The sequence below is a fragment of the Variovorax sp. OV700 genome (genome assembly GCF_900099805.1).
GTDB lineage: Bacteria > Pseudomonadota > Gammaproteobacteria > Burkholderiales > Burkholderiaceae_C > Variovorax.
Genome location: NZ_FNDR01000002.1, coordinates 673,965 through 690,098, shown reverse-complemented (window position 1 = coordinate 690,098; position 16,134 = coordinate 673,965). Strand labels below are relative to the sequence as shown.

Below are 16,134 nucleotides of genomic sequence, written 5' to 3'. Positions count from 1 at the left end.
AGGAGACTTTCATGCGCCAAGCATTCATCGTGGCCCCCTTGCGAACGCCGGTGGGCACCTTCGGGGGCGCGTTGCGTCCTGTACCGGTCGAGGAACTGGCCGCATCCGTCGTGCGCGCCGTCGTCGAGCGCAGCGGCATCGAGCCACAACGCATCGAGGAAGTGGTGTTCGCGCAGTCCTACGCCAACAGCGAAGTGCCTTGCGTGGGCCGCTGGGCCGCACTGCAGGCGGGCTTGCCCGTCGAGGTGCCGGGCATGCAGCTGGATCGCCGCTGCGGCGGCGGCCTGCAGGCCATCGCCACGGCCGCCATGATGGTGCAAAGCGGCGCTGCCGACGTGGTGCTTGCTGGCGGAGTGGAAAGCATGAGCAACATCGAGTACTACAGCACCGACATGCGTTGGGGGGCTCGTAGCGGCTCGGTCCGCCTGCACGACCGTCTGGAACGTGGGCGTGAACGCTCGCAACCCGTGAGCCGGTTCGGCCCCATCTCCGGCATGATCGAAACGGCTGAGAATCTCGCGCGCGACTACGGCATCACCCGCGAGGATGCTGACGCCTACGCAGTGCAGAGTCACCAACGTGCCGCCGCTGCATGGGAAGCTGGCCGCTTCGATGACGAGGTCGTGCCGGTGAGCGTGCCGCAGCGCAAGGGCGGAACCGTCGTGTTCGCGCGCGACGAGGGCTTTCGTGCCGACGCCAGCATGGACGGACTTGGCAAGCTGCGCCCGTTGATGAAAGAAGGCACGGTGACGGCCGGCAATTCGAGCCAGCAGAATGACGCGGCGGCGGCCTGTTTGGTGGTTGCCGAAGATCGACTCGCCAAGCTTGGCCTGACGCCAATGGCACGTATCGTCGGCTGGGCTGCGGCGGGTTGTGAACCATCGCACATGGGCATCGGTCCGGTGCCTGCGGTTCAGAAGCTGTTCGCCAGACTGGGCTTGAGTTTCGATCAGATGGATCTGGTCGAACTCAACGAGGCCTTCGCTTGCCAAGTGCTGGCTGTGCTCAAGGGTTGGAATTGGGACGATCGGGAACGCCTCAATGTCAATGGCTCCGGCATCTCGTTGGGCCATCCAATCGGAGCCACGGGCGTGCGCATCGCCTGCACCCTGCTACATGAACTGAAGCGTCGTGGTGGCCGCTATGGCCTGGAGACGATGTGCGTGGGTGGCGGCCAGGGCTTGGCGGCCGTGTTCGAGCGCATCTGAGAAGCGTTCAGTCGTTGTGACAGGCCGCGCTGATGAGTGATGAGGACGGAAATTCGCGACGACCGCTACCACATGGATGTAGTCAATGAATACATGGAAAACACGCGTCCTCGCGCTGTGCCGAAAACATGGTCAATATTTACAATGAACACATTCAGTCGGCCCCTTGAGCGTCGGGTCCGGGACCGCCCAATTTTTCCGGGCATTCAAACCATGAGGCAATCACCATGTCTGATACCACGATCGAAACCATCTTCAGTTCCGAGGAGCTGCAGCTCCTTGATCAAATCTCGGCCGATGCGGAAGCCTATAACCGCACCAGCGTTTACAACGTCCCTGGCTATCAGCCGGTGTCTCACGAGACGCGTCATGTCCCCGTGAAAGTCGTGGGTCAACTGCCCAAGGATCTGCGCGGTGTCTACCTGCGAAATGGCGCCAATGCCCGTTTCAAGAAGACCATGTCGCGTGCCCATGCGTTCAACGGCACTGGCATGTTGCACCAAGTGCAGATTCGCGATGGCGAGGTGACCTACTCGAACTTCTTCGTGCGTACGCCACGTGATGCATTCGAAGAGAAGGTGGGTCGCGAGATCTACCCGCAGTTCTCCGATCTGGCCAACGGTGCAACGAGCCAGCAGTCAAAGCTGAAGCTGATCGAATCGAAGAAGGCGCAGGGTGCCATTCCGAACTTGACGCCGCTTGAACTGAGCACCGCCTCCACCGCCGTGCAGATGCACAAGGGCAAGCTGTACTGCCTGAACGAAACGGCGTTCCCCTTCGTGCTGAACACGCGCGAGGTCGAAGGGCGTTTGGTCATGGACGGAACGGGTCACCTCGAGACGTGGGGCGGCAAGCTGCAAAGCCCGTTCTCGGCCCATCCCCGTATCGATCCGAAGAACGGCGCCTTCTACAACATCAGCATTCATCGTCAGAATGGCGGCGTCTTCTACTCCCGGCTGGAAGACGGTGAGCTGAAGGATCACCAATTGATCCATCAGCAGGGTCCAGGCGGCCGGATGGCCTACCTGCACGACTACATTGTGTCGGAGAACTATGTGATCTTCCCGGACCCTTCGTTGCGCAGCGACCGCTCGCGCATCGGGCAGGAAGAAAGCATCTACTACTTCGATGTCGACTACAAGATGCGCTGGGGCGTGCTGCCGCGCTATCCCAAGGCTGGCGACACCGTTCGCTGGTTCGAGACGCACGAACCAGGCTTCATCTGGCACATGGTCAACGGCTGGGAGCAGACGGGGCAGGACGGTCACAAGCAGATCGTGATGTTCGCGCCTTTGTTCAAGGACTATCCGAACGGTGTGCCCATCCACAGCCCCGAAGAGTCGCATAGCAAGTTTCACAAGTGGGTGCTGGATCTGGACACCGGTGCCGTAGAAGCCAAGCAGTTGCTCGACGGTGCCTTCGAGCGCCCGAGCATCAATACGAACCACTCAGGCTTCCCTTGCCGTTACGCCTACCTGCTTGACGAGAGCAGCGGGTACATGGGCAAGGGGGTACTCAAGTACGACCTGCAGGAGGAGAGGGAAGTCGGCTATCTGAGCTACGGGGATGCGCTGGGCGGCGAGCCGCTGTTCGTGCCGCGCGAAGGTGCTTTCGCCGAGGACGATGGCTATCTGGTCGACCTGCTCATGAAGGAGAACGACGCGGCCCTGGTGGTCTTCAGCGCCACCACTCTCCAGGAGCTGGCTCGCATACATCTGCCGGCGCGTGTCCCGTTCGGAGTGCATGCCTGCTGGTTGAACCAGGAGCGCCTGGCTGAGATGCATCGGGGCGAATAGCCGGGATCGGTCGACGAATGGCAGGAACCCCTGATGCTCCGCGATCACCAATGCGACCGACTGGCATCAAATCTTGTCACTTGATCTGATCGGTGAATAGTTTCGCTGACCGGATATGTTGAGATCGTCGCCCCGTATCCGGTGAAAACCCTGTGAACAATCCATTTCCCTTCAGTTTAAACTAATCATTGATTAGATTAATGTTCCTGGATGGACTAGGCACACCCCACTCCAGGATGGGCGTAGGGGTGTTGCGAAGGGCCGTAGCTATTGCCTCGCGCAAAGGATGGATAACTCGTGCTGAATGTCGAGAAACTGAGTGTTTTCTATGGTGGAGTGAAGGCCCTGAACGAGCTTTCGATGCGCCTCGAACCCTCGCGCATCTATGGCCTCATCGGGCCCAACGGGGCGGGGAAATCCACCGCGATCAATGCCATATCGGGCGCCATTCGGCCTACCGCGGGCAGCATTCGGCTGCGAGATCGTGACCTCACCGCGCAGGTGGCGCACGAACGTGCGCGCGCGGGTATCGGTCGCACCTTCCAGAATCTGGCGCTGTTCCAGAGCATGACGGTGTACGAAAACATCGCGTGCGGCGCGCTGCACGCCAGAGGTGCGGCAGGGCGGGGTGACGCGGCTACCGCGGTGGATCGTCTTATTGAGGAGTTCGGTCTGGAGGCTGTGCGCGACCGCCATACCAAGGCGTTGCCGCTGGGTATCCGCAAGCGGGTGGAGCTTGCGCGCGCCTTTGCGTCCAATCCCAGCGTGCTGCTGTTGGATGAGCCAGCGGCTGGCCTCACGCCGGAGGATATGGAGGACCTCAAGCGACGCGTACAGGGCCTGCGCGATGCCGGCGGCATCGCCCTCATCGTTGAGCACCACATGGGTCTGGTGATGTCGCTGTGCGAGCACCTGTACGTGCTGGAGTTCGGCAAGCTGATCGCGTCCGGATCACCGCAGCAGGTGGTCGCCGATCCGCTGGTGCAAGCGGCGTACTTCGGAGGCGACGATGAAATTGAATGAAGCGGGGACGGTACTGCTGCGCACGCACGGCCTTCGCGCAGGCTACGGACCGATCGAGGTGATTTCCGATGTGTCGATCACCGTGAAGGCCGGCCGCATCACGGCGCTGTTGGGCGCCAACGGCGCCGGCAAGACCAGCCTGATTCGAGCGCTGTGCGGCATGGTCAAGGCCGAAGGCGAGATCCACCTTGGTGAGCGCAGCATCCGGGGCCTGCGCCCCGAGCAGATCGCGCGCCTCGGTGTGGCCCAGGTGCCCGAGGGTCGTGGAACCTTTGCCGACCTGACGGTAGAGGAAAACCTGCGCGTGGGCAGCTTCGCGCGCCGTGAGGCAGCGGGTTTCGACGAGGCGCTCGAGCGCGTCTATGGCTGGCTGCCGCGACTGAAGGAGCGACGCTGGCAGCTCGCCGGCAGCCTGTCGGGTGGTGAGCAGCAGATGGTGGCCATCGGCCGCGCACTGGTCGCGCAACCCAAGGTGCTGCTGCTCGATGAGCCCACTTTCGGCCTGGCACCGCGCATCGCGATGGAAGTGATCCAGATTCTTCGGAATTTGCAGGTTGAGTCGCCCATGGGCATCTTGCTCGCTGAGCAAAACATGGCATTGGCATTGAAGGTCGCCGATGACGGCTATGTCCTGTCGAACGGGCGTGTGCTCGCGGCGGGCGCCGCCAGCGCGCTGCGTGAAGACCCGATCGCGCGGGCAGCCTATCTGGGAGAGGCATGATGGAACAACTGCTTCACCAGATCGTTGCGGGATTGGCCACGGGCTGCGCCTATGCGCTGCTGGCGCTTTCCCTCGTTGTCGTATACCGCTGCAGCAAGCACGTGAACTTCGCGCAGGGCGAAATGGCCACGCTGTCGGCCTACGGCGCGTTCGCCATGCTGCAGGCGGGCCTGCCGTATTGGGCGGCCTTCGTGGGGGCGCTGGTACTGTCGTTCCTGGGCGGCGCCGCCGTGGAGCGCCTGATCATTGGCCGGCTGAAGGCGGTCTCTCCTCTGGCTACGGTGGCAACGTTCATCGGTTTGTTCATGGCCATCCACAGCCTCACGGGTTATTTCTGGGGCCACGACGTGCGTGATTTCCCCAGTCCGTTCCCTGACATCTCGCTGATGGGGGGGCTCGTCTCCGGCCAGCAGTTGGGCGTGATGCTGACTACGGCCTTCCTGCTGGCGACACTCTGGGCCTTTTTTCGCTTCACGCGCATAGGCCTGGCCGTGCGAGCCGCCGCCATGAATCCTGATTCGGCGCAGCTCAGTGGTATCTCCACGCGGCTGATGTTCTCCATGGGCTGGGGCCTTGCCGCGATGCTGGGCGCGGTGGCTGCGTTGTTGCTGGCGCCGGTGCTGTACCTGGATCCGAGCATGATGAGTGGCGTCTTGATCTACGGCTTTGCGGCGGCAGTGCTGGGCGGCCTCAACAGCGTGCCGGGAGCCGTGGTCGGTGGGCTTTTGCTGGGTGTGCTGGAAAACCTGCTGGGCACTTACGTGGTGGGCTCACAGCTCAAGCTCACGGTAGCGCTGATCGCGCTGGTTTCAATCTTGATCTGGCGGCCCCATGGGCTGTTCGGAAAGCCCAGTGCGGAGAGAGTGTGACATGAAGAACAGGACATGGATCTATGTCGCCGCAGGTGTAGCGGCGGCGGCACTGCCCTTTGCGATCGCCGGTGCATCGACCTTTCAGTTGACGCAAATGATCGGCATCGCCATCGCGTTGATCGGACTGAATGTGTTCGTGGGCTGGGTGGGCCAGCCTTCGTTGGCCCAAGGTGCGATGTTCGCCTTGGGCGCGTACGTCACGGCGATGTTGTGCGGCATCGGCGTGCCCTGGTGGCTCGCGCTCCCGGTTTCGGCCGTGACGGTGGCGGCGTTTGCGTGGCTGCTGGCCGTGCCATTGCTGCGGCTGAGTCACTCCTACCTGGCACTGTCCACCTTTGCATTGGCGCTTGCCATTCCGCAGGTGCTGCGCCACGGCTCGCTGTCGCCCTGGACCGGCGGGGCCACCGGGCTCCAACTGGAGCGGCCGAAGGCGCCTTCGTGGGTGCCAGCCGAGCTGGGTTCTGATGCCTGGATGTACTGGGTGGCGCTGGCCATCGCGGTGCTGCTGACCGTGGTGCTGGCCAAGATCTTGGCCGGTCGCAGAGGCCTGGAGCTGCGTTCGGTGCGCGACAACGCCATCGCCGCAGCGGCGCACGGTGTGCACGTCAGCCGCGTCAAGGAGGTGGCCTTCGCCTTCAGTGGCCTGTGTGCGGCGCTCGGTGGTGGCCTGTATGCGTTGAACGTGCAGTACGTCAGTCCCGACAGCTTTGGCGTCTTCCTCTCGCTGACCATGCTGGTGGCGCTGGTGGTCGGCGGTCCAGCCTCGACGGTGGGGCCATGGATCGGAGCGGCGTTCATTCTGTACGTGCCGGCCTGGGCAGAGCGCGTATCCACGGCAGCGCCCTGGGCCATTTTCGGCTTCTCGGTGTTGGTGATCGTCTTCCTTGCCCCTGGTGGCTTGGCCGGTGCCGGCCAAGCGCTGGCGCAGCGCTGGCGTTCACGGACCAAGCCCGCCCCAACACCCGGGCCATGCATTGAGTCCAGACCTTCATAGCTTTTAACCACGAAAGGGACTTGCCATGTCCATGAATCGACGCACCGCACTTGCGGCCTCGGCCGCGGCACTGAGCTTTCCGCACGCCGTTTTCGCACAGCCCAAGTACGGGCCGGGCACTTCCGATAGTGAAATCCGCATCGGCTCCACCATGCCCTTCAGTGGGCCGGTGTCAGGCCTTGGCATGATGGGAAAGGCCGCGCAGGCCTACTTCGAGGAGTTGAACGAAACGGGCGGCATCAACGGCCGCAAAGTCCGACTGATCCAGTACGACGACGCATATAACCCCGGCAAGGCACTGGAGCTCACGCGACGCCTGGTGGAAAGCGAGAACGTCGCGCTGATCTATCAGACGCTGGGAACTCCCAACAACAACGCCATCCACCGTTACCTCAATGAGCGCAAAGTGCCGCAGCTGCTTGTCAACAGCGGCGCGAACAAGTGGGTGGACGCCAAGGTTGCGCCCTTTGTCGTTCCCGGTGCACCGTCCTATGCCGCCGAAGGGCGTGCCTATGCACGCTGGCTACTGGATAACAAGCCCAACGCGAAGATCGCGGTGCTGCGCCAGAACGACGACTTCGGCAAGGACTACCTGGACGCCATCAAGAGCGCGCTTGGTGAACGGGCCAAGACCATGGTCGTGGCTGAGAACACCTACGAGGTGACGGATGCGACGGTGGACTCGCAGGTCGTAGGCCTGAAGAGCACGAATGCGGACGTGTTCTTCGTGCTGTGCAACGGCAAGTTCGCGGTACAGGCGCTGCGCAAGGCGCACGACATTGGCTGGAAGCCCCAGATATTCCTGCCGTTGGGCAGCTCGTCCATCCAGGCCATCATGCGCCCGGCCGGCGGCGACAAGGTTGTGGGGGCCATTACCATCGCCGTGGCCAAGTCGCCCTCCGATTCGCAGTGGAACAAGGACCCCGCAATCGTCGAGCTGCGGGAGTTCGCGAAGAAGCGCCTGAGTGGCCACGATCCCAATGACCAGTTGATCGCCTCGGGCTACAACAGCGCACAGATTCTGCGAGAGATCCTGCGACGAAGCGGCGATGACCTCACTCGCGAGAACATCATGAAGCAGGCGCTGAACCTCAAGGGTTTTCGCACCGCCATCATGCTGCCCGGCGTGCAGCTGAGTACCCAGCCGAACCAGCACGAGCTCTACGAAAAGCTGTGGCTGCAGCGCTTCGACGGCGAGACCTGGAAACCCTTCGGTGAACCCCTGGCCGTGTAAGCGGCCCTTCTTCTGCCCGACCCCGGATTTAGCGATGTCCACACCCACCCCTCAACTGCCTCCCCTGAAACTGTTCATCAATGGTGAATGGGTCGACGCCCGATCGGGCGCGACTCTGAGCACTGTCAATCCCGCAACCGGCCAGCCCATCGCGCAAGTGGCCTCGGCCGATGCGCAGGATGTCGATTTGGCCGTGCGCAGCGCGCGCGCCGCCTTTGAAAAGGGTCCCTGGGCCAAGGCGCCGCCCATGGCCAGATCACGCGTGCTCACGCGCATTGCCGACATGATCGAGGCCCGCGGCGAGGAACTTGCCGCGCTCGAATCTCTGGACAACGGCAAGCCCGTGTCGGCCGCGCGCATGGCTGACATACCCTCCGCCGCCAATGTGTTTCGCTACATGGCGGGCTGGGCCACGCGGATGGAGGGGGAGCAGCTTCCGCTGGCGGGCCGCCCTCAGGGCCAATTCCTTGCCTACACTCAGCGCGATCCCATGGGCGTGGTGGGTCAGATCGTGCCCTGGAACTTCCCTTTGTTGATGGCGGCGTGGAAGGTTGCCCCGGCCCTGGCTTTCGGCTGTGCGTCCATTCTCAAGCCTGCCGAGCAGACGCCGCTGACCGCTGCGGCGCTGGTGGCCATCGCGCACGAGGCTGGCGTGCCCCCCGGGCAACTCAATCTCATCCAAGGCCTGGGTCATTCGTCGGGCGCCGCTATCGTGGCGCACCCTGACGTTGACAAGATCGCCTTCACGGGATCCACCGAGGTCGGCAAGATGATCGTGCGCTCAGGCTCCGACACGCTCAAACGCATTTCCTTGGAACTGGGCGGCAAATCACCCGTCATCGTCATGGGCGACGCCGATCTGGACGCCGCCGTGAAGGGCGCAGCGCATGCGATTTTCTTCAATCAGGGGCAGGTCTGCACGGCCGGTTCGCGCCTGTACGTGCATGAGTCGATTTATGACAAGTTCGTGGAGCGCCTTGTGGCCGTGGCATCAGCGCTCAAGATCGGGCCCGGCCTTGACCCTGACACGCAGATCGGCCCCTTGGTTTCTGATGAGCAATTGCGGCGCGTAACCGGCTACGTTGACATTGGTCGGAAGGAGGGCGCCGGTGTCGCGGTCGGTGGCGAGGCGGTCGGCGGGGCGGGCTACTTCTATCGCCCCACCATCCTCACGGACGTGCGTCAGTCGATGCGGGTCGTGCAGGAGGAGATCTTCGGCCCGGTCCTTGTCGCTACGCGCTTCAAGGAAGTGGATGAAGTGGTAGCCCATGCCAACAACAGCATATACGGCCTGGCCGCCAGCATCTGGACGCGAGACGTATCGCGTGCACACGCTGTGGCCCGTGCCGTGCAGGCCGGTACGGTGTGGATCAACTGCCACCACGTGATGGATGCAGCGATGCCTTTTGGCGGCTACAAGGAATCGGGCTGGGGTCGAGAGATGGGCTCTGCCGCCCTTGAGATGTACACCGAACCAAAAACAGTTTGCATCCAGCTATGAAGACGCTGCTTTGAGTTCAACGTAGGCAGTCAATAAACCACGCCCTTGCGCGTGGTGTCTGAACCGACGTAAGCAGTGCGATTTACAGCGGACCACCAACCCGGTGGAGAACGCAAGACGCCCGTTCGTGGTCGAAAGACGAAGCTGGAAACGAGGACGATGGACATTCCCTCGGTCGCGATCATTGTGAAGCTCGCGTGCGTGAGGTAGGCCACCACCTGTCCTTCAGTTTGCCGTCGGCACTGCAGGCCCTCAGCCCGCTTTGCCCCTGGCTGCAGCGCGAGGCCTACCCACTGGACGCCGCGTCGTCTTCGCCGGAGCGTGTCCCAATTCCGCCGCTTGCTTTCCTGGATAGGTTTCTACTGCGGAAGCCAACAGCCGTTGAGGCAGGGTGGAGATCAAGTCTGCGAAATCGCGCCCGCCCGCCGCAATGTGGTCCACCATCAAGTGGCCGGCCATGACCGAATCGCCCGCCAGTATCGCCTCCAGGATGCGTCCGTGTTCTTCCCGGGAGCGGCGAATACGTGCCTGGTTCTGAAAGACGGACTGCCGATACACCTGCGTGCGGCGCCGAATGTGGGCGATCTCGCCCATCAGCGCGTCATTGCGGCAGGCGCGATAGAGGATTTCGTGAAATCGCGTGTTGGCCCGGCTGTAGGCCTGCGGGTCGGGATCGGATTCAAACGCCAGACTTTCTTCGTGCACGCGGCGCAATTCGTGCGCCTCTTCTGGAGTGAGCCGACGCGTTGCCAGTTTGGCGCAAGCGCCTTCGAGTTCGGCAAGCAACTCGGAAAGGCCCAGCAATTCAGGGATGGAAAGCCGCGACACATAAGTGCCCGCGCGCGGGGCGATTAACACAAGTCCGCGGACCGACAACTGCAGCAGGGCCTCCCGGACCGGGGTGCGCGAAACGCCAAACCGCTTTGCCAATGCATCCTCGTCCAATGCATCGCCGGGCAGGAGCACTCCACTACTGATGTCGCGCTCCAGCTGACGGCGAACCAGTTCCGAGGCGCGGAGCTTAGGTTCCACGGCTGCGGGTGAGCTCTCCAGTTCGGCCGATTCGCCTGGATTCTTTGTTTTCATCGCAAGGTTCCGGTCAAAGTCATCGAGCTATTTTATGTCAAAGGGGGTTTTGAGACGCACACCTATTGGTATCTGAAATATCAGACATTGCTTGTGATGTATTTGACATGTAGACTGCGGCGAAATTTTTAAAGGTCGTCTCAATGCAACGCGTCATGAATGAGGGAGCGCTACACCGCTTTCGGGTCATCGACCTGAGCCAGGTCCGCGCGGGCCCCACTTGCGTCAAACAGCTCGCTGACTTTGGGGCGGATGTCATCAAGGTGGAGGCTCCAGCTGCGGCCAAGCGGGGAGAGCTCTATGTCGGTGCGCGCAATGGAGCCGACATGCAGAACTTGCACCGGAACAAGCGTTCGATGACGCTGGACCTGAAGTCCACGGGCGGGCGCGAGGTGCTGATGCGACTGGTCGCAACGGCGGACGTGGTCGTGGAGAACTTCCGTCCGGATGTGAAGACTCGGCTTGGTATCGGCTACCAGGCGCTCAGGGCAATCAACCCGAGGATCATCCTGGTGAGCATTTCAGGGTTCGGACAAGACGGCCCGTACCAGCGCCGACCTGGCTTCGACCAGATCATCCAAGGCATGTGCGGCCTCATGAGCACAACAGGCGCACCCGAGGGCGACCCCATGCGCGCGGGGGCGGCCGTCGTCGATGTGGTGGCAGGACTCTATGCAGCGCTGGGTGCTCTCACGGCACTATTGGAGCGCGAATCGAGCGGTGAGGGTCAATGGGTCCGAACCTCCCTGCTGCATGCAGGCATCGGGCTCATGGACTTCCAGGCAGCCCGTTACCTTGTGGATGGCACGGTTGCGGGAAGAGTCGGTAACGACCACCCCACCAGCATGCCCACGTCGGCCTATCCCACCAGTGATGGTTTTCTTAACGTTGGCGCCGGCGGCGACAGCATGTGGCGGTCGCTATGTCGGGCAATCGGTCGACCCGACCTGGCCGATCTCCCCGAATTCCTGTCCGATCCCGACCGGGTGCGAAACCGGGAACAGCTGAACGAGTTGCTGCGCAGCGTATTTCGCACGCGCAGCACCGCAGCGTGGATCGAAGCACTCGATGCACAGGACGTGCCGTGCGGACCGATTTACTCCATGGGTCAGGTTTTTGCTGACGAGCAGGTGCGGCACTGCGGCATCTCGAGTCCGGTGAGCCATCCGGAACGGGGTCCGATCAACCTGATCTCCCAGGTGGTGGACCTCGCACGCACACCCGCAAGAATCGAGACGACCCTTGAGGAAAAAGGCGGCAGCAACCTGAGCCTGCTCCAGGAACTGGGCTTCGGTCCTGGCGAGATCGAAGCGCTGATCGCCGAGGGTGCCATATGAGCCTGCGACAGCCAGAAGAAGAGAACGGTGCGCCGTCGCTGAGCGTTTCGGGTTCCGTTGCGACCATTCGCCTGCGGCGCCCGGGGTCCGCCAACCGAGTCGAGCCTGCCGACATCGACGTCGTGCTGGCTCATTGCAAGGCGCTGCAAACCGACGGCACTGTCCGCTGCGTCATCCTCACAGGTACAGGCAAGCATTTCAGCGCGGGCTATGACATCGGATCGGTATTGAACACGCGCGAAGAAGGGGGGCGCGAGCCCGGCGGTGGCAATGCCTTTGTCGCCATGGTCGATGCCGTGGAAGCGCTGCCCCAGGTGACGGTCTGCGCCTTGAACGGAGGCGTGTTCGGCGGGTCCACCGACCTCGCGCTGGCCTGTGACTTCCGCCTGGGCGTGCCATCGGTGCGGATGGTCATGCCGGCTGCTCGCCTGGGGCTTCACTATTACGAGTCCGGTCTTCGAAGATATGTGTCACGTCTGGGGCTCAATGCGGCCAAGCGACTGTTCCTTCTGGCGCAGGAACTAGACGCCGAGGCGATGCTGGCCATCGGGTACCTCGATGCGATCGTCGCACCGGAGGTCTTGCTGGACGAAGCGCGAGCGATCGCCCGCGCTGTCGCAGCTACCGCTCCCTTGCCTAGCAGGGGCATGAAGGCCGCATTGAATGCGCTTGCACGCGGACGATGGGACGCCACCGAGGTTGCGCAAGCCGAGCTTGCGTGCCTGCGCTCGGCCGATCTTCGCGAAGGCGTTGCCGCCTGGCGCGAAAAGAGGATCCCCTTGTTTCGGGGCCAGTGATGGATGAGGCATATCCGCTGGCGGGTCGAGGGTTTTCCTTATGGACGAACTAGAACTCGACTTCTGATATATATGAATCGAATACTGATATTTTTATATAGCCGACAAAGCTCCCACGAGCACCTCACTCGCTCCAAACCGTACTGATCAACTTCGAATAGGACACCCAATGAAATTATTGCGTTATGGCCCCGTGGGTCAGGAGCGGCCCGGTTTGCTCGACAACGAGGGGCAGATCCGCAGCCTGTATCCGGCGATCGCCGACCTCACCCCGGAAATCCTTGGCCCCGACAGCCTGAAGGTGTTGTCCGCCATCGACCCGCGCAAGCTCGCCCTGGTCAAGGGTCCGCAGCGCCTAGGCCCCCCTGTTGCCGGCGTGCGCCAGTTCTTCGCGATCGGCCTGAACTACAGGGCCCACATCGCCGAGGCGGTGGGCATGCCGACACCGCCCGAACCCCTGGTGTTCAACAAGGCGCTCACCTCGATCTGCGGTCCTGACGACGACACCGTGATTCCCCGCGGAGCCACAGCGGTGGATTGGGAGGTGGAACTCGCAGTCGTGATGGGCCGGACCGCCAGCAACGTCAGCGAGTCCGAGGCGCTCCAGTACGTCGCGGGTTACTGCTTGGCCAACGACATTTCCGAGCGCAACTGGCAGATGGGCCGCGGCGGGCAGTTCGTCAAGGGAAAGAGTGCGCCCAGCTTTGGGCCGCTCGGTCCGTGGCTGATCACCCAGGACGAAATTCCGGATCCTCAGGCGATCGATTTGAAGCTCGATGTGAGCGGCGTTACCCGCCAGGTGACAAACACTGCGGACATGGTTTTCAGCGTGCGGCAGATCATTGCCCACCTGTCCGAGGTCATGACTTTGCTTCCCGGGGACGTGATCGTCACCGGCACGCCCGGGGGCGTGGGCGCCGGCATGAAGCCGCCGGTCTACCTCAAGCCGGGCGACGTGGTCACTCTCACCTCCCCCCAACTTGGCCAGCAACGCCAGCGCGCGCGTGCCTTTGAGTAACGCCCAAGGAGTCGTCATGCCAATCATCAGAGCAGCAGATCTTGCCTACGTCCGCGTCCGAGTGCCGGACCTGGATCGTGCGGAAACCTTCATGCAGGATTTCGGGTTGGTCCGGGCTGACCGCACCGGCCAGGCGCTTTACATGCGCGGTGCCGGACCCGACCACCATGTTCACATCACGGAAGAGGGGCCGGCCAAATTCCTGGCTCTCGGCTTCGCTGTTGATAACGCAGAAGACCTGGACTGCCTCAGCCGCTTGCCCGGGGCATCGAAGGTGGAACGTATCGAGGAGCCGGGCGGCGGCCTGCGTGTACGCCTGACGGACCCCGACGGGCACACGGTGGAAGTGGTCCATGGTATCGCCCGCGTCGAGCCGATCCAACACGTCCGGCACCCGTTGAACGACGCCACCGAGGGGCTGCGTCGCGCGGGAACGCTGGCACGCCACGAGCGTGGTTGCGCCAACGTGCTGCGTTTGGGACATGCGGTGCTGGTCACTCCCGAGTTGCCGCGCATGAGAGCCTGGTACCGCGAAACCCTCGGCTTGCTCATGAGCGACGAGATCGTGGGGCCCGGCGGGGAAGTGGGGCTCTCGTTCAATCGTCTCGACCGTGGGGCCGAATTCGTGGATCACCATGTGCTCCTGCTGCAAGCGGGGCCCAAGGCCGGCCTCAATCACGTGGCATTCGAAGTCCACGACGTCGACGACCTGATGCTCGGCCACGAGCATCTGCAGGGCCTGGGCTACGAGAGCGTGTGGGGCATAGGCCGGCACGTCTATGGCGGGCAGATATTCGACTACTGGATGGACCCCTGGGAATTCATGTACGAACACTGGACCGATAGCGATCGTTTGAATGCGGAATTTCGAGGGGTGACCGAAGGCACGGTCGAGAGCATCAATGGTCCTTGGGGCCAGCAGGTGACCCATCGATTCCTCACCCACGCGCATGAATAGCCGGGCGGGCAAGGCAAGAGCACGAGTCAGCGACTCCAACCGATCATCAAACATATATCTACTGAAATGATTGAGACCAAAGATGTCCAGGAGCCGGCGCCGATCGCTCAAGCGCGAGCGACTGCCCGCCGACTGAGCGGCAAGCTGCTGATCGACGGAATGCTGGCGCATGCTCGCGGCTCGCGCACGTTTCCCATCAACAACCCGGCCACGGGTGAGAAGGTGGCGCTAGCCGCCCACGCGGGTGTAGATGATGTGGAACTGGCTGTTGCCGCGGCCCGGCGCGCACAGGTAGCGTGGGCAAAGACTCCGGCACGCGAGCGCGGCAAGCGCCTGATCGCAGCTGCTCACCACGTAGCCCAGCACGTCGAGGAGCTTGCCGCGCTGGTTGCACTGGAGTCGGGCAAGGCCTTGCGGACGGAATGTCGCGTCGAAGCCAAGGGCGTCGCGGACGCGCTGGAATTCTTCGGCGGACTGGCTGGCGAACTCAAGGGCGATACCGTGCCTCTGAGGCCCGGCGTCCTGAGCTATACCGTTCGCGAGCCTCTGGGCGTGGTTGCGGCGGTCCTGCCTTGGAATGTGCCTGTCATGTTGATGGCCGTGAAGATCGGGCCGGCGCTGGCGGCCGGCAACGGCGTCGTTGTCAAGAGCGCGGAGGAGGCCCCATTGGGAGTCCTTCGCATCGCGGAGTTGATGAACGAAATCCTTCCCAAAGGGTTGCTCAACGTGCTGTCTGGCGACGGCCCCGGCTGCGGCGCCCCTCTGGTTGCCCACCCGGCAGTATCCAAGATCACGTTCACAGGTTCCGTGCAGACCGGCAAGCTGATTTACGCGGCCGCCGCTGCCAAGCTCGTGCCGGTGACGCTTGAACTTGGCGGCAAGAGCCCGATGATCGTTCTCGCCGATGCGGACCTCGACCGCGCGATCGACGGCGCAGTGACGGGCATGCGCTTTACACGCCAGGGACAGAGTTGCACAGCCATGACTCGCATGCTCGTGCACGACAGCCTGCACGATGCATTCGTGAGCGGTCTCAAGGCGCGCATCGACGCTCTGAAGATGGGAGATCCGCTGCAAGAGGAGACGGACATCGGCGCGATCATCTCTCGTGACCAGTTCGAAAAGGTGCGCAGCTACATCGAGCTTGGCCGCGCAATGCCGGGCGCTACTGCCCATGAGTGCAGCGCAGTTCCGACTGACCCGCGGCTGAAAGGCGGGTTCTTTGTGCGGCCGGTCATATTCACTGGTATGGACAACAACAGCCGCCTTGCCCGTGAAGAAATTTTCGGCCCTGTCACTTGCGTCATCCGCTTTTCCACCCTCGATGAGGCTCTGGCGATCGCCAACGACTCCGACTTCGGCTTGGCCGCGACCGTGTGGACGCGAGATCTGCCCAGCGCAATGCGGGCGGTGAACGAACTGCAGGCCGGCTTCATCCAGGTGAATCAAGGTCAGACCGCTGGCATGAACATCTCTTTCGGCGGCTTCAAGCAGTCGGGTCTGGGCAAGGAAATGACCCTCGAATCGATGCTGGAGCACTTCACCCGCTCCAAGACCGTATTGATCAACTTCGAATAGGTCACAGCCTG

General features: G+C 62.6%; 14 protein-coding genes. 13 read left to right on the top strand and 1 reads right to left on the bottom strand.

All coding sequences use genetic code 11. The annotated features are described in order from the left end of the window. Positions 1-11: 11 nt before the first annotated feature. The 8 genes from BLR24_RS06975 (at position 12) to BLR24_RS06940 (ending at position 9,349) form a co-directional block, all read left to right on the top strand. Positions 12-1,208 (top strand): acetyl-CoA C-acetyltransferase, encoded by a 1,197-nt coding sequence (locus BLR24_RS06975; RefSeq protein WP_093014573.1) that lies wholly within the window; start codon positions 12-14, stop codon positions 1,206-1,208. Between the two features lie 227 nt (positions 1,209-1,435). Next, positions 1,436-3,004, top strand: coding sequence for a carotenoid oxygenase family protein (locus tag BLR24_RS06970; protein WP_093014570.1), 1,569 nt, complete (start codon positions 1,436-1,438; stop codon positions 3,002-3,004). Between the two features lie 297 nt (positions 3,005-3,301). Further along, positions 3,302-4,027, top strand: coding sequence for an ABC transporter ATP-binding protein (locus BLR24_RS06965; protein WP_139188736.1), 726 nt, complete (start codon positions 3,302-3,304; stop codon positions 4,025-4,027). Further along, the gene (locus BLR24_RS06960) at positions 4,014-4,748 is read left to right on the top strand and encodes an ABC transporter ATP-binding protein (RefSeq protein ID WP_093014564.1); all 735 of its coding nucleotides are present in this window, start codon (positions 4,014-4,016) and stop codon (positions 4,746-4,748) included. The genes BLR24_RS06965 and BLR24_RS06960 overlap by 14 nt, the downstream gene beginning before the upstream one ends. Next, positions 4,748-5,617, top strand: a complete 870-nt coding sequence (locus BLR24_RS06955; protein WP_093014561.1) for a branched-chain amino acid ABC transporter permease — start codon at positions 4,748-4,750, stop codon at positions 5,615-5,617. The genes BLR24_RS06960 and BLR24_RS06955 overlap by 1 nt, the downstream gene beginning before the upstream one ends. Before the next feature lies 1 nt (position 5,618). Next, complete coding sequence (locus tag BLR24_RS06950; protein ID WP_175543208.1) at positions 5,619-6,614, top strand: branched-chain amino acid ABC transporter permease; 996 nt, start codon at positions 5,619-5,621, stop codon at positions 6,612-6,614. 25 nt (positions 6,615-6,639) lie between these two features. Continuing rightward, positions 6,640-7,848, top strand: coding sequence for an ABC transporter substrate-binding protein (locus tag BLR24_RS06945; protein WP_093014555.1), 1,209 nt, complete (start codon positions 6,640-6,642; stop codon positions 7,846-7,848). Between the two features lie 34 nt (positions 7,849-7,882). Continuing rightward, positions 7,883-9,349: an aldehyde dehydrogenase family protein gene (locus BLR24_RS06940; protein WP_093014552.1), complete on the top strand. Its 1,467-nt coding sequence runs from the start codon at positions 7,883-7,885 to the stop codon at positions 9,347-9,349. Positions 9,350-9,601: 252 nt separating this feature from the next. On the opposite strand, the gene BLR24_RS06935 is transcribed toward BLR24_RS06940, so the two are convergent. After that, the gene (locus BLR24_RS06935) at positions 9,602-10,435 is read right to left on the bottom strand and encodes a GntR family transcriptional regulator (RefSeq protein WP_093014550.1); all 834 of its coding nucleotides are present in this window, start codon (positions 10,433-10,435) and stop codon (positions 9,602-9,604) included. Between the two features lie 143 nt (positions 10,436-10,578). Here BLR24_RS06935 and BLR24_RS06930 point away from each other — a divergent pair, with 143 nt between their 5' ends. The 5 genes from BLR24_RS06930 to BLR24_RS06910 all read left to right on the top strand — a co-directional run bounded on the left by BLR24_RS06930 (position 10,579) and on the right by BLR24_RS06910 (position 16,123). After that, on the top strand, positions 10,579-11,772 hold the full coding sequence (locus tag BLR24_RS06930) for a CaiB/BaiF CoA transferase family protein (protein ID WP_217636295.1): 1,194 nt from the start codon (positions 10,579-10,581) through the stop codon (positions 11,770-11,772). Next, positions 11,769-12,569 (top strand): enoyl-CoA hydratase/isomerase family protein, encoded by an 801-nt coding sequence (locus BLR24_RS06925; protein ID WP_093014547.1) that lies wholly within the window; start codon positions 11,769-11,771, stop codon positions 12,567-12,569. Before BLR24_RS06930 ends, BLR24_RS06925 begins: the two co-directional genes overlap by 4 nt. A gap of 169 nt (positions 12,570-12,738) precedes the next feature. Continuing rightward, the gene (locus tag BLR24_RS06920; protein WP_093014544.1) at positions 12,739-13,587 is read left to right on the top strand and encodes a fumarylacetoacetate hydrolase family protein; all 849 of its coding nucleotides are present in this window, start codon (positions 12,739-12,741) and stop codon (positions 13,585-13,587) included. Between the two features lie 16 nt (positions 13,588-13,603). After that, on the top strand, positions 13,604-14,545 hold the full coding sequence (locus tag BLR24_RS06915) for a VOC family protein (RefSeq protein ID WP_093014541.1): 942 nt from the start codon (positions 13,604-13,606) through the stop codon (positions 14,543-14,545). A 66-nt stretch (positions 14,546-14,611) separates the two neighbouring features. Continuing rightward, on the top strand, positions 14,612-16,123 hold the full coding sequence (locus tag BLR24_RS06910; RefSeq protein WP_093014538.1) for an aldehyde dehydrogenase family protein: 1,512 nt from the start codon (positions 14,612-14,614) through the stop codon (positions 16,121-16,123). Positions 16,124-16,134: the final 11 nt, after the last annotated feature.